Raw genomic sequence first — 19,452 nt, 5'->3', positions numbered from 1 at the left:
TCAATACCGGCGTCCGGAGGGATGAGTGTGTGCGGCCGATCACCGGCGCGCTCGCTAGGCTCATCGGCGATGAAGATCACTCGCCGTGCCTTGCTCTGCGTGGGCGCCGTGCTGGCCGTCGCCGCGATCGCAACGACGGCCGCGCCGTCCCTCGCCCAGCCCAGCACCACTACGCCGTTCACCACCCCGAACACCGACGGCTGCCCGCAGAAGACGCTGCCGCCCGCGCCGATCGACGCCTCCGAGGTGCCCGCGCCCGGACAGTCGGCTCCCGCACCGCTGCCGATCCCTTCCCCGCCGATCGGCGGGCCCCGTCTCGGCGAGTGCGGCGTCGTGCTTCCCAAAGCCGCACCACCCGCCCCGCAGGAGATTTCGGCGACGGCCTGGTTGGTGGCGGATCTGGACACCGGCGAAGTGCTCGCGGCGAAGGACCCGCACGGGCGCTACCGGCCCGCCAGCACGATCAAGGTGCTGCTGGCCACGCTGGCGCTGCGCACGCTGAATCTCGACAAGGTGGTGGTCGGCACGCAGGCCGACGCCGATGCCGACGGCACCCGGGTGGGCATCGGCCCCGGCGGCCGCTACACGAACCGGCAGCTCATGCAGGCGTTGATCATGGCCTCGGGCAACGACGCCGCGCATGCCATCGCCGCGCAGCTCGGCGGCGACGCCGCGACCGTCGCGAAGATGAACGACCTCGCGAAATCATTGCGCGCCATGGACACTCGCACGGCCACACCGTCCGGGCTGGACGGGCCCGGGATGAGCACTTCGGCCTACGACCTCGCCGTGCTGTTCCGCGAGGCCATGACCATCCCGCTGTTCGCGGAGCTGATCCACACCGAGCAGGCCGACTTCCCTGGCTACCCCGCCGACCCGGCGGTTCCCGGGGACACCGACCGCCCCGGCTACCCGATCGGCAACGACAATCAGCTGCTCTACAACTACGACGGCGCCCTCGGCGGAAAAACCGGCTTCACCGACGACGCGCGCCAGACCTTCGTCGCCGCCGCCCAGCGCAACGGCCGCAGGCTCGCCGTCACCCTGCTCAAGGCCGACGTGCGGCCGATCCGGCCGTGGGAACAGGCCGCCCGCCTGCTCGACTACGGATTCGCGTTGCCCCGCGGCGCCTCGATCGGCAACCTGCCCGGCGCGGTGGTAGCCCAGCGCGATCAGAGCGCGGTCACCCTGGCCGCGCCGCCCACGGCGGGCAGCGACCGGGCCACGCCTTCGGTGCCGGGAAGCGACCCGTCAGCCATGCCCGCAGCCGAGGATCGCCGCACCGGCGCCAGGACCATGCTGATCATCGGCGGTGTACTCTTGGCCGCCGCACTGTTGCTCGGCGCGCGTCAGGCGAACCGGCGACGCTGATCGATCGTTCACCGACGGCCCGGCAACCTGCGCAATCCGGAAAGCGCGAGTGCCGCGAGCGCGCCCGCACCGAAGTAGGTGGCGCCAACGCCCACCGATATATCGCGTGCGCTGACCCGCGGTGCGATCACGGCGGGTCCGGGTACGGGAATCTCCGCTTCCGGCTCGTTCTCCGTGGCGGTGGCGGCCCATGCGGTGGCGAACAGGACGATGCGATAGGTGACGTAACTGAACACCATCAAGCCGATGATCGAGCCGAAGGTTGCGCCCGCCGGGCTGCTCAGCACCGAGCGCAGATAGATCGACGCGACGATTTTGAACACTTCGAACACCACCGCGGCAAGCGCGGCCGCCTTGACGGCGCTGGCCAGTGTCACCGGCTCCCGGGGCAACCTCGCGATGACCCACACGAACACCGCCCAGGAGGCGAGGAACCCGAGCAAGGTCGACGACAGCCACAGCAGCACGCCCGCCCCGGGCGCTTCGCCGAGGCCGAGGCTTTCGAGTAGCCGCGAACCGAGGGCGCTCGAGGCCAGCGCCGACAACCCCAGCGACACCGTGAAGGCGAGACCGAGACCGACGAGCGCCCCCAGATCGGAGAGCTTGGTCATCAGCCAATTGCCGTCCGGAGACTTCTGTTCCCACTGCTCGGTGAGCGCGGCCCGCAGGTTGGCCATCCAACCCAGTCCGCTGTAGACGCCGGTGAACAGACCCAGGACGCCGACCGTGCCCCGCGACTCGACCGCCTGATCGACCAGGTCGTTCACTTGAGTGCCGAACGATCCCGGAATGTTCTCGACGATCTTGGCTCGCAGCTCCTCGAGCAGATCCGGATTGCTGGACAAGACCAGTCCCGCGACCGAGAAAGCGATCATCAGCAGCGGGAACAGCGACAGCACAGTGAAATACGTGATGCCCGCCGCGTAGTAGTTACCCCGTTGCCGCTGGTAGCGCCCCGCCGTACGGACCAGATGGTCCAGCCACGGCTGTGCCTGGACCCGGCGTTCGATCCCGGCCTTGACGTTGTCGATCACCTGCACCATTCGCCCCTTCGACCAAGAGACCTCGCACGACGCCTGACGGGGCGCACGAAGGTGAAGTAGCCGTTCAGCGACTCAGCAAACCGACCCGGTCGTAGACCTGCGCGAGCGTGTTGCCGGCGATCTCTCGCGCACGCTCCGCTCCAGCGGCGAGTATGCGGTCGAGCTCACCTTGATCCGACAGGTACTCTTGCACCTTCGCACGCAACGGCGTGACGAATTCGACCAAGGCGTCGGCCACGTCGGCTTTCAGCTCGCCGTAACCCTTTCCCTCGAAATCCTTCTCCAGCGTGACGATCGGCGCGCCGGTGAGCGAACTCAGGATCACCAGCAGGTTGCTGACGCCCGGCTTGTGTTCCGGGTCGTAGCGAATCTCGCGTTCGGTGTCGGTGACCGCGGACTTCACCTTCTTCGCGGTGACCTTCGGGTCGTCGAGCAGGTTGATCAGGCCCGCGTCGGTGGAGGCGGACTTGCTCATCTTGGCGGTGGGATCCTGCAAGTCGTAGATCTTCGCCGTGCCCTTGACGATGTGCGCCTCCGGCACCACGAATGTCTTCTTGAACCGGGTATTGAAGCGCTGGGCCAGGTTTCGGGTCAGCTCCAGATGCTGGCGCTGGTCCTCGCCGACCGGCACCTGATGGGCGCGGTAGAGCAGGATATCGGCGGCCATCAGCACCGGGTAGGTGAACAGGCCCACGGTCGCGTTCTCCGCACCCTGCTTCACCGACTTGTCCTTGAACTGGGTCATCCGGCTGGCCTCGCCGAAACCGGTGAGACAGCTGAGCACCCAGGCCAGCTCGGCGTGCTCGGGCACCTGGCTCTGCACGAACAGGGTGGACTTCTTCGGGTCGATGCCGAGTGCGAGCAGCTGGGCGGCGGCGGCCTTCGTGCGCGCCTTCAGCTCCTTGGGATCCTGCGGCACCGTGATCGCGTGCATGTTCGGGATGAAATACAGCGCGTCGTAGTCGTCCTGCATGGTCACCCAGTACTGCAGCGCGCCAAGGTAGTTCCCGAGATGGAACGAGGAGCTGGTCGGCTGGATCCCGGAGAGAACCCGCTGCTTGCGTTCGGCGGCCGGGCTGGGCGCAGGACTGGACATACTCCGATCTTCCCATGCGGCTCAAGCGGAATTTCGCTGCACCCAGTTGCGCGGGTCCACCCCCGGCATACTCGGCCGTCCGCCGCTGACCAGTTCGTGTTCGCGCTGCGACAGCCTCTTGTAGACCGGCGCGCTCGGCCCGGCGAGTGTGCCACGCAACACCGGCGGCACCAGCGGAACCGATATGTGCGCGGTGCGAACCGCCCGGGACAGCCCCTGGTAGGCGACCTCCTCGGCCACGCCCCACCGCATCCCGTACATCCGGCGGATCCGGGGCGGCAGGCTGCCCTGTACCAGCAGGTAGAACGCGGAGGTGACCTGCTGCAACGGCACGCCCTGCGAGTAGGGGACGCGCTGTCCGGCCAGGTAGGAGCCGACCAGCCGCGCCTCGTCGGTGAGGAACAGCTCGTCGGAGGCCAGGTAGCCGTCGAAGTACGCGCGGAACTCGCGGTAGCTGCCCGGCGCCGCGTCCGCGGGCATGCCGAACAGCTCGCCCCAGCGCACGTAGTCCTGGTAGAGCCCCTCGCGCTCGCCCTCGGTCATGGTGCGCACCAGCAGGTCGTACATCACCTCGGCCGAGTCGAAGGTGAAGGCCATCGTCATGAACATCAGATGCGGATCGAGCGCGGAGTACCCGGTGCCCGCGGGGTGATGGGCTCCGGCATCCTCCGGCAGCGCGCCACGCACTGTGACATGCCGTTTCCTGGTGAACGCCAGGGCGCGGTCGGCCTCGGACCTGCTGCCGAGGAACACCGCCTCGAACAGGCGGCCGGTCAGCGCGAGCCGGGTGTAGGGCGTCATCCGATGCTCGGTGTTCTCCGCGGTGCCGACATAGAGCAGCGGGTGCACCGCGCCGATCACCAGTGCGCGCAAGCCGTAGGTGAGACCCACCGCGCGCTTGCTCATCACCCGCCGGACCATCGAGTGGTCGCTGAAATAGCCGGGCTCGGACATCGTAGCCTCCTCGTCGAGCGCATCTGGCAACAGCATCCCCCAGAATCCGCCTTTCTGGCAAGACTCTCTGCCAGAATGTTGCGTTGTCGGCACCCGGCGCGGGATCCAGCGCACCTGTAAGAATCGAAGGGTGACGGCGCAACGGACGTACGGGGGCATCTCCGCCGAGGAGCGCCGGGCGCAGCGGCGTGCGGCGCTGCTGGAGGCAGCGCTGGAGATCATCGGCACCGAAGGGCTCGAGAAGCTGACCGTGTCGGGGCTGTGCGCGCGGGCGGGCCTCAACGAGCGGTATTACTACGAGAACTTCGACAGCCGTGACAGCGTGCTCACCGCGCTCACCGACGGAATCGCGGAGGAACTCGCGGCGGCCATCCTCGCCGCAGTGCGCACCACCGCGCCGGACACGCGCGCGACCGCGCACGCCGCGATCACCGCGGGCGTGCACCTGCTCACCGACGACCCGCGCAAAGCGAAAGCAGCCCTGATCGCGGGCATGGCGACACCGGAGCTACGCGCCCGCACCACCGAGACGGTGCGCGCGTTCGCGCACATGGTGGCCTCGGAGGGCACCGACTTCTACCGGATGTCCGATTCGGCCCCGGCCTCGGCGATCGACTTCCGTGCCCTGTACCTGGTCGGCGGGCTGGTGCAGACGCTGACCGCCTGGTTGCAAGGCGATCTGAACCTCACCCGCGACGAATTGATCGAGCACACCGTCGACGTGTTCGTCCTGCTCGGTGAGGACCTCGCGGAAAAACTGCGGTAACGGTCCCGCTCACAGCCGCAGGGACACGTCCTCGAGGTCGGGCGCGTCGCCTTGCAGGACGACCCGGAAGAGCACGTCCCGCCGCGCCCAGTAGGCCGCGCAGTCGCGCATGGCCTCGGCGAACCAGTCGCGCTCGATCGGCTCGTCGGCGAGCAATCCGGCCGAGTCGCGCACCACGGCAACGTATCCGGCCCCCTCACCGAGGAAATCGTCCAGGTCACGCAGGCATTCGTCGAACGCGTCCTTGTTCTCGCCGAAGTAGTAGGGGAATTGGAACGCGGCGGCGAACTCGTCGAAAAGCCGGGCGGTGGTGGTCATCTTCGCGCCGCGCAACTCGCGCACCAGGTAACCGGGGGGCGCCTTGTCCCGCACGCCGCTGAACTCGGCGGCGTCGACGGCGAGGGCGCCGAACGTGACGCGCGGCGGGGCCAGTTCCGCCCTCGGCGGCGCGTCGTCCGCGTCGGGGCGGGCAAGGAACTGCGACAGCGTGACGGTCTTTGTCATCAGCGCATCCTCGTGAAGGTCTTGTAGTGGTCACCGGTGTACCAGGCCGAGCCGTCGCTGCCGGTGACGATGCGTTCGGCGTCGCGGGATCGGCCGGACTGTTTGGGATTGACGTCCCATTCCTGATAGGTGATCAGCTTGCCGGAACCGTCCGCGGCGGGCAGGCCGCCGCCGCGGTTCTGCCATCGCTCGCCCCCTTTGGTGCCCGGGGCATTCGCCGAGCCCGGCCACCGGCCCGCGTCGATCTCCCGCAGCGTGACGTACGCGCGCTCCGGCACGCCGGACGCCTGGGTGACCGGCGACGCGCTGTCCCCGCGCGGCGCGGTGGCCGTACTCGCCGCCGCGGTGGTCGCGCGACTCGCGGAGGTGGACGTGGTGGCATCGCCCCCGTCGTACAGGGCGAGCACCGCGGCGAGCAGCACCAGCGCGACCGCGCCCAGGACGCCGAGACCGCGCTTGACCAACGGCGACCGGTTCATCGGTGCCGCACCGTGAACGGAGCGTGGGCGGACCAACGCTGGTCGTAGGCGGCGGCGCGCTCGACCACCGAAGGAACCGGAATGCAGACCCCGTTACGCGCCTTGCTGGTGGCGCGGCTATCTGTCATGACTGACGAATCTACGTCACCTGCCCGGCAGCCGGACCAGGGACGCAACGCCGTCCAAGAGGCCGGTCCAGGGGCTTCCGTCGTCTCGGTTTCCCTCTGGGCTCACTCGTCCGGCGTGTACTCGGCGTACTGCCCCGACTTGGGGTAGGTGACTACGGCCAACTCTCGTGCGGCTTGCATCAGTGCGTCTATGGCCCGGTGCTCCGGACCGAGGTAGGGGTTCACTTCCTCGGCAATCTTCTGCAACCTGTCACGGAGTGTCACCGAAAGCTCTCGAGGCAGCTTTCCGGGGAACTCCGGCGGGCTATCAGGATCTATCGGGTACTCGACCGGTTCGGGTGTAGACACGAGTCGGGCTCCTTCAGAATCGGCGGTGACACTGCGAGGCGGGCACCTCCACCGTGCCGGATGCGTTGTTGTAGGTGAACTGGTGCCCCTGAATCTTGCCGCGAATACCGACACTGACGCGGCAATACCGTCCCCGGTGATCTGGGGCAGTAGCACCGTCGGCACGCTGCGCGTGAACTCGAAATCGCAACTGCGGGCAGCGTGGGCCGTGCCGGTAGCCGCTGGACTCATGCCGATCAGCACGGCCACAGCGATAAGCCCAATAATGGTTTTCAACGATTATCCCCCGATTTCGCTATCAGTCCGGGACCTAACCCGCTCCAGAAGATCGGGCGGTGGAGGTTGCCACTCGTCGAAGCTGGAGAGTAGAAACAAGTCCAATCTCGTACCGGGGTCACGTTCCGGAATCATCTATGAACCGCCTTCACGTTCGATTCGTTCCTGAATCGCCCGTACGGACTTCTCTTTCGGTATCCGCTGAGGCCAGAACACCACCGCGAAGAACGCGACCAGCGGGACAGCGAACGCCACGAACAACCCCATCACGCGGGCTCCGTCTCGTCGTAGACCGAGCCGAGTCGTTCCGCTTCACCAGGGCCGAACACCCGAGCGTCGTTGCACGACTGCCGGGGATGATGGAACTCGACATGCACGCCCGGCTCTGCGTCGTCGGTGACATCCCACCGTTCGAACACACCACCGGGGAACGGGTAAAGCTCTGTGCCTCTGCGTTGCTGGTCTCCATCTGCGCTCATCTCAACCCCTGTAGTCGGCTGTTGGTAGGCACCCCGTGACCGGTTGGCGTCACATGTCACGGGGGCCAGCTCAGACGCTAAGGACCTGCTATCAGCCGGGTCCATGCTCATGCTCAAACATGCTCGGATTGATGTTTTCGCTCTCCAGATCGCCATGACTAAGGCATGATTAAAGGCGTTCGAAGCATGAACGCGCATGATCCGATTGGAGTTCCCAACCATGCGGTTACAGTTCCTCGGCAGAGGCGGCACAGAGGGCGGCGGCTGCCCGTCGTTGTTCGCCACCGACAGAGATACCTACGTCGTGCAGGGGTGGAAGACGGGCACACCGGGAACCATCGAGATACCACACTTGCTACTAGGCTTCGCTTTACCGGACACGTTCGTCGGTGCCACCATGACCGACACCGGCCGGGGCACATTCACCCTTGAAGGCGAGCCGCTGACGGACGCTGAGACGCTGGCTCAGATGGACATCTACCCCGGCGAAACGGCGGTGGTGGTCCCACGAATGACGAGGGAGTTCTACGGCAATGCTGCTAGCGCAGGGTGAGGCGTTCAACGATCTGTTTCGGCAGGCGAAGCGGGAAGCCTTTCACCTCGAAGTTCGGGACAACTACTATCCGCCCGACTACCCGCCACTCGTTCGGTTCCTTGCAAACGAACCCGATGACTACGAATGGTTTCAGCCGTGGTTGAACCACGTGCGGGAAACTGTCGGACGTGGCGTAGCAGTCAACCGAGCACGGGTAGTCACCGTGCCGCATAACCATTACACGCGATATGCGAAACACGTTGCCCGCCTCAATGCGGAGGCCGGCGAAGATGTGCGGTATCTTCCGCGTCACCGGATAAATCCCCGTGAGCTGACAACTGATGATTTCTGGATCTTCGATGACGAAGTGGTCGCCTTCACGGTCTTCGAGCCGGGCGAAAACGGTAGGTGGCTCGGTGGTGCGGTAACCACTGATCGCCGAATAGTCGAATACATCCGAACAGTCAAAGAACGGGTGTGGTCCATGTCCACCCCATTGGCTGAATACAGTGAGCCGTGACAAGTTCACTGGATCAGGCCAAGGAAGCTCTCGGAGCACGGCTCCGGGAGCTTCGCCTAGATGCGGGTGTCAGCGGCACCGAGCTTGCCCGGCGTGCCGGATGGCATCAAACCAAGGTGTCGAAAATCGAGTACGGCAAGACCAAGCCTACAGACGCCGATATACACGCCTGGTGTGCCCATACAGGCGCTGAAAACCAAATCCCTGATTTGATAGCCACCCTGCGCAATGTTGAAGCCGCATGGCTTGAATGGAGACGTGTACTCGGCACTGGCACCAAACGGAGACAACAAGCGTCTATCAAGCTAGAAGCCAAAACCGAGGTAATGCGGGTTTATCATCCGTTCCTGATACCGGGCTTGCTTCAGACAGCGGAGTACGCCGAGGGTGTTCTACGAAGCGTTGTCGAATTTCAGCAAGTACCGAACGACGTTGACGAAGGCGTATCCAAGCGGATGGAACGCCAGCAGATCTTGTACCGGCGAAACCACAGGTTCCACTTTGTCATTGCGGAACAAGCCCTACTAACCACGGTGGGAAACGAGCAAACAATGATCGGTCAACTCGACCGGCTGTTAGCTGTTATAGGAATGCCGAGGGTAGCTCTCGGCATTGTTCCGGCAGGGTCGCCGTATCGGGTATCCATGACGAACTTCACCATCTTCGATAACACGCGGGTCATGGTCGAAACCGTCACAGCCGAGTTGACGGTCACTCAACCAAGAGAAATAGCCCAATACGGCAGAGCCTTCGGTGTCCTCGCGGGTCAGTCCGTCACCGGCGACGCTGCACGGGAGCTGATCCGCAAGGCGCTGAACGCTCGTACGCCCCGCCCGTGACCGTGACCATGTAGGGGGTATTCGCTGGTCAGCGGTGCGGGAACCTGCTCCGCGAACTCCACCGTCACCGGAGCATGGTCGGACCAGCGCTCGGCGTACGTCGCTGCACGCTCCACGCGTGCCGACACGGCGCGGGATGCGACACCCTCTGTTGTGTAGACCGCGTCGATGCGCCAACCGGTGTCGTTGTCGAACGCGCGGCCCCGGTAGGACCACCAGCTGTACGGGCCGTCGACCCCGGGATGCAGGTGGCGCACCACGTCGACGTAGCCCGCGGCCAGCAGCTCATCGATCCACGCCCGCTCCTGCGGCAGGAAGCCTGCCGACTTCAGGTTGCCTTTCCAGTTCTTCAAGTCCCGCTCGGTGTGCGCGATGTTCCAGTCCCCGGCGACCACGAAGTCCCCGGTTCGCGCGGTGAGATAGGCGCCGAGTTCGGCCATGAAGCGGTACTTCTCGTCTTGGCGCACCGTGCCCGCGTCGCCCGAGTGCACGTAGACGCTCGCCACGGTGACGTCGTCGAAGTCGGCCTCGAGATAGCGTCCCGCGGCAGCGAACTCGCTGCTGCCGAAGCCGACTCGCACGGCGCGGGGCGTCCGCCGGGACAGGATGCCGACACCGGCGCGGCCCTTCGACTCCGGCTCGGCGTGCGACAGTTGCCATCCCGCGTCGAGCGCGGGAGCCAGCGCGGCCCGGACCTGCTCGTCGGTCGCGCGGGTCTCCTGCACGCACACGACGTCGGCTTCGGTGGCCGCGAGCCAGGCCAGCAGCCCCTTGCCCGCGGCGGCGCGGACACCGTTCACGTTCACTGTCGAGATATACGGCACCTCCCGACCGTACAATGCTGGTCAGATCAAGTCCCCCGGACACTGCCGTCCAGGAAGGGGTGAAGACGATGTCGTCCGACACCTCCCAGTCCTCCTCCGCCGCCGCGCGCGGCTCCACCCCGGCGAAACAGCCGCAGCCGATCAAGGCACTGCATGTGGGTTCCGGCGATCCCCTGCTGTTGCTGCACGGATTCATGATGTCGCCGCACTGCTGGGAGCAGACCGCCGCGCGGCTGTCGACGCACTGCGAAGTGTTCGCGCCCGCGTTCGCGGGGCACTGGGGCGGTGCGCCCACCGAGGGCCCGGCGGTCAACGTCTCCACGCTGGCCGACGGGATCTGTGATCAGCTCGACGAACTGGGCTGGCGCACCTGTCATATCGCGGGCAACTCCCTCGGCGGGCTGGTCGGCGTCGAACTGGCCCGCCGCGGACGCGCCCGCACCTTGACGCTCATCGCGCCCGCAGGCGGCTGGCACGCGCCCTCGCTGACCCAGTGGCGGATCAACCTGAAATTCCTCTCGCTGGTGCCGATCGTCCAGCTCGGCAAGCGCTTGGGCGGATTCGCGATCGGCAACCCCCTCGCCCAGCGGATCGCGCTGCTCGCACTGAGCAAGCAGGCCTCCGCGGTCTCCCGCCGCGACGCCGCCGCCGCCCTCGCCGCCGCACTGCACTGCCCGGCGATGGTGCCGATGATCCTCGGCGCGATGCGAGCGCCGGCCCAGGAGGACCTGTCCACCCTGCGGACGCCGGTCCGGCTGCTGCTCGCGGAGTACGACCGGGTCATCCCCAACCGCGTCTACGCACGCCGCTACCTGAAGGAACTGCCCGAATCCGCCGACCGCATCCTGGTCAACGGCGTCGGCCATGTGCCGATGCTGGAAGCGCCCGACCGCATCGCCACCCTCATCGCCGAACACGTGTACGCCAGCCGCACGCGGTTGCGCGCTGTGTGATTTGGCCGCGACTTCGTCGCGGCGTGTTCGCGGCCCGGCTCGAAACTACTGCGCGAGCAGGCCCTTCGCGATGTGGGTCACCTGGATCTCGTTGCTGCCCGCGTAGATCATCAGCGACTTGGCGTCGCGCGCGAGTTGCTCCACGTGGTACTCGGTCATGTAGCCGTTGCCGCCGAAGAGCTGGACCGCTTCCATCGCCACCTCGGTGGCCGCCTCGGAGGCGTACAGCTTCATCGCGGAGGCCTCGGCCAGGGTCGGTGGTTTGCCCGCGCGGCCCCGCTCCAGCGTGTTGAACACCATGTTCTGCACGTTGATCCGCGCGATCTCCATCTTCGCCAGCTTCAGCTGGACGAGTTGGAAGCGTCCGATCTCCTGTCCCCAGAGTTTGCGGCTCTTGGCGTACTCCAGGCACAGCCGATGACACTCGTTGATGATGCCCAGCGCCATGAAGGCCACGCCGATGCGCTCGGCGGTGAAGCTGGACCGGGCGCTGTCGCGGCCGTCGCCGCCCTTGTGCTCCTCGGTCTCGCCGAGCAGCCGGTCGCGGCCGACGCGCACGTTGTCGAAGAACAGTTCACCGGTCGGGGAAGAATGCAGGCCCATCTTCTTGAACGGCTTGCCCTGGGTGAGACCTGGCATGCCCTTGTCGAGCACGAAGGTGAGCACCTTGCGTTCGCGCCTGTCACCGCCCGCGCCGTCGTCCAGCTTCGCGTAGACGATCATCACGTCGGCGAAGGGACCGTTGGTGATGAAGGTCTTCTGACCGTTGAGCAGGTAGTCCTCCCCGTCGCGCTTGACGTAAGTCTTCATGCCGCCGAACGCGTCGGAACCGGAGTCCGGTTCGGTGATCGCCCAGGACGCCACCTTCCGCATGGTGACGATGTCCTCCAGCCAGCGCTGCTTCTGCGCCGGCGTGCCGCGCGACATGATGGTGGTGGCGCCGAGACCGATGCTCACACCCATCGCGGTGACCAGGCCCATGCACACCCCGGACAGCTCACCGATGAGCACCGCCATCAGCGATTCCTGTCCGGCGAACGGACTCGAGCCGGAGGCCTTCTTCTCCGGCTTCGGCTCCCCCGCCGCCACGGCGGCCTCCCGCGCCTCCTGCTTGGCCAGCATCTTCTGCACGGCCTCGCCGCCCATCACGTCGATCCCGAACTCGCGGAACAACTTCCGGATGACGGGGTACGGCGGCAGTTCGCCGCTGTCGAGCGCGTCCAGGTTGGGACGGATCTCCTTGTCGATGAACCCCCGGACGGCATCGCGGATCAGTACATCGGTCTCGGACCATTCGAACATCGTCGTTCTCCTCACATTCCCCGGGATCAGGGCAGCCGGGCGGCGATGTCGTCGATCAGCCAGGGACCCTCGGTCTCGATGGTCTTCACATCGTGCCAACCCGCCAGCTCGGAGATCGCGCCGCCCTGCACCGCGAACACCTTGCCGGTGATCGGGCACGTCTCGGCGGCCAGGTACGCGACCAGCGGCGCGATATTGGCCGGGGCGAAGGCGTCGAACCCGCCCTCGGACGACTCCGCCTCGGCCGCCAGCATCTCGCCCATGCCGGGAGTGGCCAGGGTGAGCCGGGTGCGCGCGATCGGCGCGATCGCGTTGACCCGCACGCCGTAGCGCGCCAGCTCGTCGGCGGCCACCAGGGTCAGGGCGGCGATCGCGGCCTTGGCCGCGCCGTAATTGGCCTGGCCCGGGTTGGGCAGGGTGGTGCCGGACGCCGATGCGGTGTTGATCACCGCGGCAGCGGGCTGATTGCCCGCCTTGGACTGCTGCTTCCAATACGCGGCGGCATGGTGCAGCACCGCGGCGTGCCCCTTGAGATGCACGGCGATCACCGCGTCCCACTGCGCTTCGGACATGCCCGCGATGAAGGCGTCGCGCAGGATGCCCGCGTTGTTGACCACGACGTCGAGGCCGCCGAACTCGGTGACCGCCTGTTCCACCAGCTTCTGCGCGCCGTCCCAGGTGGCGACGTCGTCGGTGTTGGCCACCGCCTTGCCGCCCGCGGCGACGATCTCGCGCGCCACATCCTGGGCGGGACCGCTGTCGGTCCCCTCGCCCGCGTTGCTGCCGCCGAGGTCGTTGACGACCACCGCGGCGCCTTCCTTCGCGAACAGCAGTGCGTGCTCGCGGCCGATGCCGCGACCCGCACCGGTGATGACGGCAACCCGTCCGTCCAGTACGCCCATGTGTTGTCTCCTGAAGTCGCGCCGAATCCGGCGATGGGAAAGAACGCGGCGGAATTCCGTGCCGCCGCTGGAGGATCAGTCGGCGATCTCGGCCAGTCCGTCGCTGAGCACGACATCCTCGCCGCGCACGGTCTCGAAGGCGTAGCGGGTGATCCCGTCGCAGGAGCCTGCCTTCCAGATGCGGGTCTCCAGATCGTCACCGGGGAAGACCAGCTTGGCGAAGCGCACCGCGAACCGCCTGAGCCGATGCACATCCGACTCCGCGACCTCGGTGAGCACCGCCCAGGACGCGAACGCCATGGTGCACAACCCGTGCGCGATGATGCCGGGCAGTCCGGCATCCTCGGCGACCTGCTCGTCCAAGTGCAGCGGCACCGGATCACCGGAAGCCGGTGCGTAACGGAAGGTCTGGTCATGGTCCACGTGCTGCGCCACCACGGCGACCGGATCCTGCTCGCGCAGCCGTTCGTCGAACTTGTGCGCCGGAGCGGCCGCGCCGACCGTCGCGCCCGCGTCGATATTGCGGAAGAAGGCGGTCAGGTATTGGTCGTTGACCGGTTCGCCCGCGTCCGTGCGGCATTCGATGCGGATGGTGATGGCGGTCCCGTTGGGTCGGCTGGTGTAGCCGATCGCCTTGGCGCGCGACACCAGCCGGTCGCCGGGCCGGATCGCGCGGTGGAAGTGGAAGTCCTGCTCTCCGTGTACGACCCGGCCGAAGATGTCCATCGGCGCGACATCGATGACGGGCATCATCATGGCCTCGAAGACCGGGACGATGGCGAACACCGGCGCGGCCACCGTACCGGCCAGATGCGCGGCGATCGGATCGTTCGTCGCGGCCGCGTACTCCGCCACGCGTGCGGCGGTGACCTCGAAACGCTCCTCGTCGGACCAGGTTTCCAAACCACTGTCGTCGAACTCGACGATACGGGCGGTGGCGCTCATGCCGACTCCTCTCCGGCACGAGCGGGGCCCTGCGTGGTCACGCTCCGCTGCCGCCTCCGGGCCTGACCGCTCATGCCGTGTTGGCTGTCGGCATGAGCGGGGCCCTGCGTGGTCACGCTCCGCTGCCGCCTCCGGGCCTGACCGCTCATGCCGTGTCCGATTCGGCATGAGCGGGGGCCCTGCGTGGTCACGCTCCGCTGCCGCCTCCGGGCCTGACCGCTCATGCCGGTGCGGCCAGGGCGTCGAGTTGCTCGAGTGATCGGTCCAGCTGTTTGACGCCGTCCTTCTCCACGGCTTTGCCGAGCGCGCCCTTGATCAGGGCGCCCTCGAAATCACCGGACACCAGGATGCTGCTTCCCTCGCCGTTAGGGCGGATATCGAAGGTGAACTCCGTCTTCACCCCGGCCATGCCGGTGCCGCCGAGGGTCAGCTTGTGCGGCGCGTCCACCGAGACGATGGTCCACTCCAGCTTGTTCGCCATGCCGAGCATCACGATCTTGGCGACCAGCTTGACGCCCTCGGTGAGCACGGCGGGCGGCTCCTCCATGAAGCGTTCGTGGATGGTGAACCATTTGTCCCAGGTCTGCGGGTCGGAGACGACCGCCCACAGAGCTTCCGGGGCGGCGTTGACGTCTTTGGTGGCTTCGATGTGTCCCATGTGTCGACTCCTCGTCGAATTCGTCCGGTGGCCGGGCCGCGTCAGCGATCGGCGCGCTGGTAGGCGGTGACGACGGCAGCGCCGCCGAGGCCGATGTTGTGTTGCAGGGCGGCGGTGACGCCGTCCACCTGCCGCTTGTCCGCAGCGCCGCGCAACTGCCAGGTCAGCTCCGAGCACTGGGCGAGCCCCGTCGCGCCGAGCGGATGCCCCTTCGAGATCAGGCCGCCGGAGGGGTTGACCACCCACTTGCCGCCGTAGGTGGTCTGACCGTCGTCGACCAGCTGTCCCGCCTCGCCCTCGCCGCACAGGCCGAGCGCTTCGTAGAGCAGCAGTTCGTTGGCCGAGAAGCAGTCGTGCAACTCGATGACCTGGAAGTCCTCCGGGCCGAGCCCCGCCTGCTGATAGACCTTCCGCGCGGCCTGGACGTTCATGTCGTAGCCGATCAGGTTCTTGGCGGTCTCGTCGAAGGTCGAGGCGAAGTCGGTGGTCATCGCCTGGCCGACGATCTCCACCGCCTGCCCGGCGAGGTCGTGGGCGTCGACGAAGTCCTCACCGGCGAGGATGACCGCACCGGACCCGTCGGAGGTCGGCGAACATTGCAGCTTGGTGAGCGGGTCGTAGATCATCCGCGAGGCGAGGATGTCATCGAGGGTGTACTCGTCCTGGAACTGCGAGAACGGGTTGTTCACCGAGTGCTTGTGGTTCTTGTAGCCGATCTTGGCGAAATGCTCGGCGGTGGTGCCGTACTGCTTCATGTGCTCGCGCCCCGCGGCGCCGAACATCCACGGCGCCACCGGGAACAGCACCTCGGAGATCTCCGCCAGCGCCATGACGTGCTTGGCCATGGGCTGCTCGCGGTCGTCCCAGGTGGATCCGAGCGAGCCGGGCTGCATCTTCTCGAAGCCCAGCGCCAGCGTGCATTCCGCCAGACCGCCCCGGATCGCCTGCGCGGCGAGGTAGAGCGCCGTCGAGCCGGTGGAGCAGTTGTTGTTCACGTTGACCACCGGGATGCCGGTCATGCCGAGTTCGTAGACGGCACGCTGCCCGGAGGTGGATTCGCCGTAGACATAACCGACGTAGGCCTGTTCCACCAGGTTGTAGTCGATTCCCGCGTCGGCGAGCGCCTTGGTGCCGGATTCCCGGGCCATGTCCGGGTAGTCCCACGCGCGGGTGGTGCCGTCGGCTTCCTCGACCATGCGGCGGCCCGGCTTCTCGAACTTCGTCATCCCGACACCGACCACGTAGACCTTGTTCGCCATCGAACTCCTCAGTTTGTACGTACGCCGCGAGGCGGCCGAACGAGTGAAAACAAACATACAAGGTTGTATGTAAGTGGGCAAGAGGTTTGCACGGCAGCGCAAGGCCCATGCCGGTAACCAGCCGATTGCGTCTCGCCTGCTACATACAGTGAGACATGCATGTTCTGTGATTACCGGGCTGGATAGATCTGATCAGATAATCGCCGGTCGATCGACGAGGATGACGGTCGCGCGGGCGTGAGGAGCGCGCTTCGGACGATTTCCGAGCCATGGCGGCATCCCTCCGCCGACCAGAACATACAGCAGTGTATGTAAGTGTAGGATCGAGCGATGGCCAGGAGCGTAGTCGTGAAGCAGCAGCGCCGGACGCAGGAGCAGCGCAGCACCGAGATGCGCACCCGCCTGCTGGACGCGACGGTGGACTGTCTGGTCGAGTACGGATACTCCGGCACCACTACGCCACGGGTGGCCGAACGCGCCGGGGTGACTCGCGGTGCCCAAGTGCATCACTTCGGCTCGAAAACCGATCTCGTGGTGGCCGCGATCAGTCATCTGGCGCAGTTGCGCGCCGAGACCGCCATGCGGGAGATGTCGCGGGTGGAAGCCGGTGATGATCCGGTGACGGCGGCGCTGGAGTTCCTGTGGGACCTGCACCAGGGTCCGCTGTTCATCGCGACCGTCGAACTGTGGGTGGCGGGGCGCACCGATCCGGTACTGGCCGCGGCGATGGAGAAGGTCGAGCCGTTCGTCAACAACGCCGTCCTGCTGGCGGTCGCCCGTTTCGTGCCGGACGACGTGCGCCGCAAGGAGGCGCGCGACTTCATCTACACGGCCATGGACGCGCTGCGTGGCATCCTGATCTCGAATTTCGTCGATCCGGACGACGAGCGCGCCCGTCGCCGGTGGCGCCGCGCCTCGGCGCACCTGCGCGAGATCGCGGGCCGCGCGCTCGCCGGCCGCACCGCCGAATAGTCCTCAGCGGCGCGTCCGGATTCCGCCGCCGCCCGGCACGTGGTCAGGCGCGGTCGTCGAGCATCGGGAACACGACGTAGTAGTCCCCGTCGGGGACGATGTTCTCCTCCGTTACGACGCCGGTTTGGCCGTCGAGATAGTAGATGTCTCCGTCGATGTTGGCGACGTTGTAGTGATGACCGAAGGCATCGGAGTACCGGTTGCCCGACATGATCGCGTTGTGCCCGGATTCCCGCAGGTTCTCGGATATCGCTTCATGGATCTCGCGATGGCTGTCGCCGTGGAAACGTTCTGTCGAGGGCTCGATGAACTTCTGGGCACCGCTCGGCCCGGCGACGGCGGGACGTCCGGCCAGGATGTCGCGCACCGCCCAAGAGCATTCCATGCAGTTACCCGCCGTCCGTGACCTCGTCGGGTTGACCAGCAGCAGCAGTTCACGCACCTCGGCGAGGGTCGGCGGCCGGTCGATGATCCGGGACAAGATCGTGGCCTGGGCCGCGTGGGCTCGCCGCATGGCATCCGCCTCCACCGGCGTCGGCTGATGGGCGTTGCGAATCAACCGGGACACCCCGGCCGGGCGTATCTCGGCGAGCGGGATCGCGGTCGATCCGGTCGCCCCAGCGGGCGTCGCCCCGGTCCGCGCTGGGCCGATCCCCGCGATCGCTGCCGCGCCTTCCCTATCGGCTCGGTCGAACTCTTGCGCCCCCGTGCGCAAGGTCTCGCCTTTCTCCCGGTAGAACTGGCCCAGTGCCTCGCCCGCGGTGCGGCGCCCACCATCGGAGTCCGCCGGAGTCCCGAGCAGCCCCATCAACTTTCGGCGTACCTCATCGAAGGCCGCGGACAGCGGGCCCTTCATCCCGACTTCGGCGAACCGTGGGAATTCATACGGCCACGGTCCAACGGGCGGCTTACAGTCCCCTTACCGTTGTCTTGTCACCGCTCGCGCCCGTCACCGGATGACGAGTGAAAGCGCTACTGCGGCACTGCCACCGTGCCGTCCGCTGTTCGATCCCGCGATTTCCGCGCGGTCCAGACCGTCACCGCGAACAGCAACACGCCGGTCGCGGCCAAGGCGGCGCCGACCACGGCCGGGGCCGTGTAACCCAGGCCCGCGGCGATGACCAGGCCGCCGAGCCAGGCTCCGGCGGCGTTGGCGATGTTCAGAGCGGCGTGGTTGAGGGCGGCGGCGAGGGTCTGGGCATCCGCCGCGACGTCCATCAGACGGGTTTGCAGCCCGGGTGCCAGCGCGGCCCCGGATGCGCCGACCAGCAACGCGCCGAAGGCAGCGGTATAGGGGTTGTGCGCGGCGGCGACGAATCCACCGAGGATGACGGTCATCGCGACCATCGACACCGAGATGGCACGGTCCACGCCGCGGTCGGCGAGCACGCCGCCGACGATGTTTCCGATCACCATGCCCACGCCGAACAGCATCAACACCAGGGGGACCGCCCCGGCCCGCAGGCCGGCGACGTCGGTGAGCGTGGTCGCGATGTAGGTGTAGACGGCGAACATGCCGCCGAACCCGACCGCGCCGACCAGCAGCGTCAACAGCACCTGCGGACGGCGCAGCGCGCCGAGTTCGGTCATCGGATCGGTCATGGTGATGCCGGTGAGTACCGGTACGAAGCGCAGCAGCGCGGCCACGGTGCAGACACCGATCAAGGCGACCACCACGAACGCGTCGCGCCAGCCGAGATGCTGCCCGAGCCAGGTAGCTGCGGGAACGCCGACGACGTTGGCGGCGCTCAACCCCAGCATAACCGCCGCAACCGCCTTGGCCCGCTGTCCCGCCGGGGCGAGAGTGGCGGCGGCCAGCGAGGCGACGCCGAAGTAGGCGCCATGTGGCAATCCCGAGACGAACCGCGCCGCGACCAGCGTCTCGAACGAGGGCGCTACCACGGTCGCCGCGTTGCCCACGGTGAACGCCGCCATGAGCGCGATGAGCAGCCGCTTGCGTGCCACCCGCGCGCACAGCGCCGCGATCAACGGCGCGCCGATCACCACGCCGAGCGCGTAGGCCGACACCGCGTGTCCCGCGGTGGGCTCGGAGACGTGCATGTCCGAGGCGATGTCCGGCAGCAAACCCATGGTGACGAATTCGGTCGTCCCGATTCCGAATCCGCCGAGGGCCAGTGCCAGCATGGCCGGTATATGCCAAGCGGTTCGTCCGGATGGGGCGGCGGTACTGGTCATCACGGGGCTGGTCACGTGTTCATGTAACCGGTCCCGTCCCGTATCCGCTTCCCGGGCGAACGTGAGTTCGCCCACCGTGATGTCGATGAACGCCGCTCGTCGA

General features: G+C 66.9%; 22 protein-coding genes and 1 pseudogene. 7 read left to right on the top strand and 16 right to left on the bottom strand.

Annotated elements, in window-relative coordinates:
• Positions 1 to 69: 69 nt before the first annotated feature.
• Entirely contained in the window at positions 70 to 1,371 is a 1,302-nt protein-coding gene (locus ABZ803_RS31575) for a D-alanyl-D-alanine carboxypeptidase family protein (protein WP_357044940.1), read from the top strand.
• An 8-nt stretch (positions 1,372 to 1,379) separates the two neighbouring features.
• Here ABZ803_RS31575 and yhjD read toward each other — a convergent pair whose 3' ends face one another.
• The 3 genes from yhjD to ABZ803_RS31560 form a co-directional block, all read right to left on the bottom strand.
• Positions 1,380 to 2,411 carry an inner membrane protein YhjD gene (gene yhjD, locus ABZ803_RS31570; RefSeq protein ID WP_357044992.1) on the bottom strand — a complete coding sequence of 344 codons (1,032 nt, stop codon included), beginning with the start codon at positions 2,409 to 2,411 and terminating at the stop codon, positions 1,380 to 1,382.
• Positions 2,412 to 2,478: 67 nt separating this feature from the next.
• Positions 2,479 to 3,510, bottom strand: coding sequence for a tryptophan--tRNA ligase (gene trpS / locus ABZ803_RS31565; protein ID WP_357044938.1), 1,032 nt, complete (start codon positions 3,508 to 3,510; stop codon positions 2,479 to 2,481).
• A gap of 21 nt (positions 3,511 to 3,531) precedes the next feature.
• Complete coding sequence (locus ABZ803_RS31560) at positions 3,532 to 4,464, bottom strand: oxygenase MpaB family protein (RefSeq protein WP_357044936.1); 933 nt, start codon at positions 4,462 to 4,464, stop codon at positions 3,532 to 3,534.
• Between the two features lie 130 nt (positions 4,465 to 4,594).
• Here ABZ803_RS31560 and ABZ803_RS31555 point away from each other — a divergent pair, with 130 nt between their 5' ends.
• Positions 4,595 to 5,230, top strand: coding sequence for a TetR/AcrR family transcriptional regulator (locus tag ABZ803_RS31555; protein WP_357044934.1), 636 nt, complete (start codon positions 4,595 to 4,597; stop codon positions 5,228 to 5,230).
• A gap of 9 nt (positions 5,231 to 5,239) precedes the next feature.
• On the opposite strand, the gene ABZ803_RS31550 is transcribed toward ABZ803_RS31555, so the two are convergent.
• From ABZ803_RS31550 to ABZ803_RS31530, 5 genes are all read right to left on the bottom strand, one after another.
• On the bottom strand, positions 5,240 to 5,734 hold the full coding sequence (locus ABZ803_RS31550; protein WP_357044932.1) for a barstar family protein: 495 nt from the start codon (positions 5,732 to 5,734) through the stop codon (positions 5,240 to 5,242).
• Entirely contained in the window at positions 5,734 to 6,213 is a 480-nt protein-coding gene (locus ABZ803_RS31545) for a ribonuclease domain-containing protein (RefSeq protein WP_357044930.1), read from the bottom strand. The genes ABZ803_RS31550 and ABZ803_RS31545 overlap by 1 nt, the downstream gene beginning before the upstream one ends.
• On the bottom strand, positions 6,210 to 6,341 hold the full coding sequence (locus ABZ803_RS31540; RefSeq protein WP_357044928.1) for a hypothetical protein: 132 nt from the start codon (positions 6,339 to 6,341) through the stop codon (positions 6,210 to 6,212). Before ABZ803_RS31540 ends, ABZ803_RS31545 begins: the two co-directional genes overlap by 4 nt.
• A gap of 102 nt (positions 6,342 to 6,443) precedes the next feature.
• Positions 6,444 to 6,689 carry a hypothetical protein gene (locus tag ABZ803_RS31535; RefSeq protein WP_357044926.1) on the bottom strand — a complete coding sequence of 82 codons (246 nt, stop codon included), beginning with the start codon at positions 6,687 to 6,689 and terminating at the stop codon, positions 6,444 to 6,446.
• A 542-nt stretch (positions 6,690 to 7,231) separates the two neighbouring features.
• Positions 7,232 to 7,444 (bottom strand): hypothetical protein, encoded by a 213-nt coding sequence (locus ABZ803_RS31530; protein ID WP_357044924.1) that lies wholly within the window; start codon positions 7,442 to 7,444, stop codon positions 7,232 to 7,234.
• Between the two features lie 196 nt (positions 7,445 to 7,640).
• On the opposite strand from ABZ803_RS31530, the gene ABZ803_RS31525 reads away from it, so the two are divergent.
• The 3 genes from ABZ803_RS31525 to ABZ803_RS31515 are packed head-to-tail and all read left to right on the top strand — an operon-like array spanning position 7,641 to position 9,338.
• Complete coding sequence (locus ABZ803_RS31525; RefSeq protein WP_357044923.1) at positions 7,641 to 7,997, top strand: hypothetical protein; 357 nt, start codon at positions 7,641 to 7,643, stop codon at positions 7,995 to 7,997.
• The gene (locus tag ABZ803_RS31520) at positions 7,978 to 8,499 is read left to right on the top strand and encodes a DUF6879 family protein (protein ID WP_357044921.1); all 522 of its coding nucleotides are present in this window, start codon (positions 7,978 to 7,980) and stop codon (positions 8,497 to 8,499) included. The genes ABZ803_RS31525 and ABZ803_RS31520 overlap by 20 nt, the downstream gene beginning before the upstream one ends.
• A complete protein-coding gene (locus ABZ803_RS31515) occupies positions 8,496 to 9,338 on the top strand; it encodes a helix-turn-helix transcriptional regulator (protein ID WP_357044919.1) in 843 nt (280 codons plus the stop codon). Before ABZ803_RS31520 ends, ABZ803_RS31515 begins: the two co-directional genes overlap by 4 nt.
• A gap of 53 nt (positions 9,339 to 9,391) precedes the next feature.
• Here ABZ803_RS31515 and ABZ803_RS31510 read toward each other — a convergent pair.
• Positions 9,392 to 10,162: pseudogene (locus ABZ803_RS31510) on the bottom strand (exodeoxyribonuclease III); the annotation flags it as partial.
• 68 nt (positions 10,163 to 10,230) lie between these two features.
• Here ABZ803_RS31510 and ABZ803_RS31505 point away from each other — a divergent pair.
• Complete coding sequence (locus tag ABZ803_RS31505) at positions 10,231 to 11,115, top strand: alpha/beta hydrolase (protein ID WP_357044917.1); 885 nt, start codon at positions 10,231 to 10,233, stop codon at positions 11,113 to 11,115.
• 45 nt (positions 11,116 to 11,160) lie between these two features.
• On the opposite strand, the gene ABZ803_RS31500 is transcribed toward ABZ803_RS31505, so the two are convergent.
• The 5 genes from ABZ803_RS31500 to ABZ803_RS31480 form a co-directional block, all read right to left on the bottom strand.
• On the bottom strand, positions 11,161 to 12,417 hold the full coding sequence (locus tag ABZ803_RS31500; RefSeq protein ID WP_357044915.1) for an acyl-CoA dehydrogenase family protein: 1,257 nt from the start codon (positions 12,415 to 12,417) through the stop codon (positions 11,161 to 11,163).
• A 26-nt stretch (positions 12,418 to 12,443) separates the two neighbouring features.
• The gene (locus ABZ803_RS31495) at positions 12,444 to 13,319 is read right to left on the bottom strand and encodes an SDR family oxidoreductase (protein ID WP_357044913.1); all 876 of its coding nucleotides are present in this window, start codon (positions 13,317 to 13,319) and stop codon (positions 12,444 to 12,446) included.
• A 75-nt stretch (positions 13,320 to 13,394) separates the two neighbouring features.
• On the bottom strand, positions 13,395 to 14,264 hold the full coding sequence (locus tag ABZ803_RS31490) for a MaoC/PaaZ C-terminal domain-containing protein (RefSeq protein ID WP_357044911.1): 870 nt from the start codon (positions 14,262 to 14,264) through the stop codon (positions 13,395 to 13,397).
• A gap of 220 nt (positions 14,265 to 14,484) precedes the next feature.
• Complete coding sequence (locus ABZ803_RS31485; RefSeq protein ID WP_357044909.1) at positions 14,485 to 14,922, bottom strand: SRPBCC family protein; 438 nt, start codon at positions 14,920 to 14,922, stop codon at positions 14,485 to 14,487.
• 41 nt (positions 14,923 to 14,963) lie between these two features.
• Complete coding sequence (locus tag ABZ803_RS31480; RefSeq protein WP_357044907.1) at positions 14,964 to 16,181, bottom strand: lipid-transfer protein; 1,218 nt, start codon at positions 16,179 to 16,181, stop codon at positions 14,964 to 14,966.
• Positions 16,182 to 16,511: 330 nt separating this feature from the next.
• Between ABZ803_RS31480 and ABZ803_RS31475 the strand changes: the two genes are divergently transcribed.
• Positions 16,512 to 17,153, top strand: a complete 642-nt coding sequence (locus ABZ803_RS31475; protein WP_357044905.1) for a TetR/AcrR family transcriptional regulator — start codon at positions 16,512 to 16,514, stop codon at positions 17,151 to 17,153.
• 43 nt (positions 17,154 to 17,196) lie between these two features.
• On the opposite strand, the gene ABZ803_RS31470 is transcribed toward ABZ803_RS31475, so the two are convergent.
• Together ABZ803_RS31470 and ABZ803_RS31465 are read right to left on the bottom strand one after the other, a co-directional pair.
• On the bottom strand, positions 17,197 to 18,009 hold the full coding sequence (locus ABZ803_RS31470) for a toxin glutamine deamidase domain-containing protein (protein ID WP_357044903.1): 813 nt from the start codon (positions 18,007 to 18,009) through the stop codon (positions 17,197 to 17,199).
• A 116-nt stretch (positions 18,010 to 18,125) separates the two neighbouring features.
• Positions 18,126 to 19,349, bottom strand: a complete 1,224-nt coding sequence (locus ABZ803_RS31465; protein WP_357044990.1) for an MFS transporter — start codon at positions 19,347 to 19,349, stop codon at positions 18,126 to 18,128.
• Between the last annotated feature and the right edge of the window lie 103 nt (positions 19,350 to 19,452).

It is taken from the genome of Nocardia sp. NPDC047648 (assembly GCF_040642815.1).
Lineage (GTDB): Bacteria > Actinomycetota > Actinomycetes > Mycobacteriales > Mycobacteriaceae > Nocardia > Nocardia gamkensis.
Note: the sequence above shows the minus strand (reverse complement) of the source record. Positions and strands in the feature narration are given on the sequence as shown.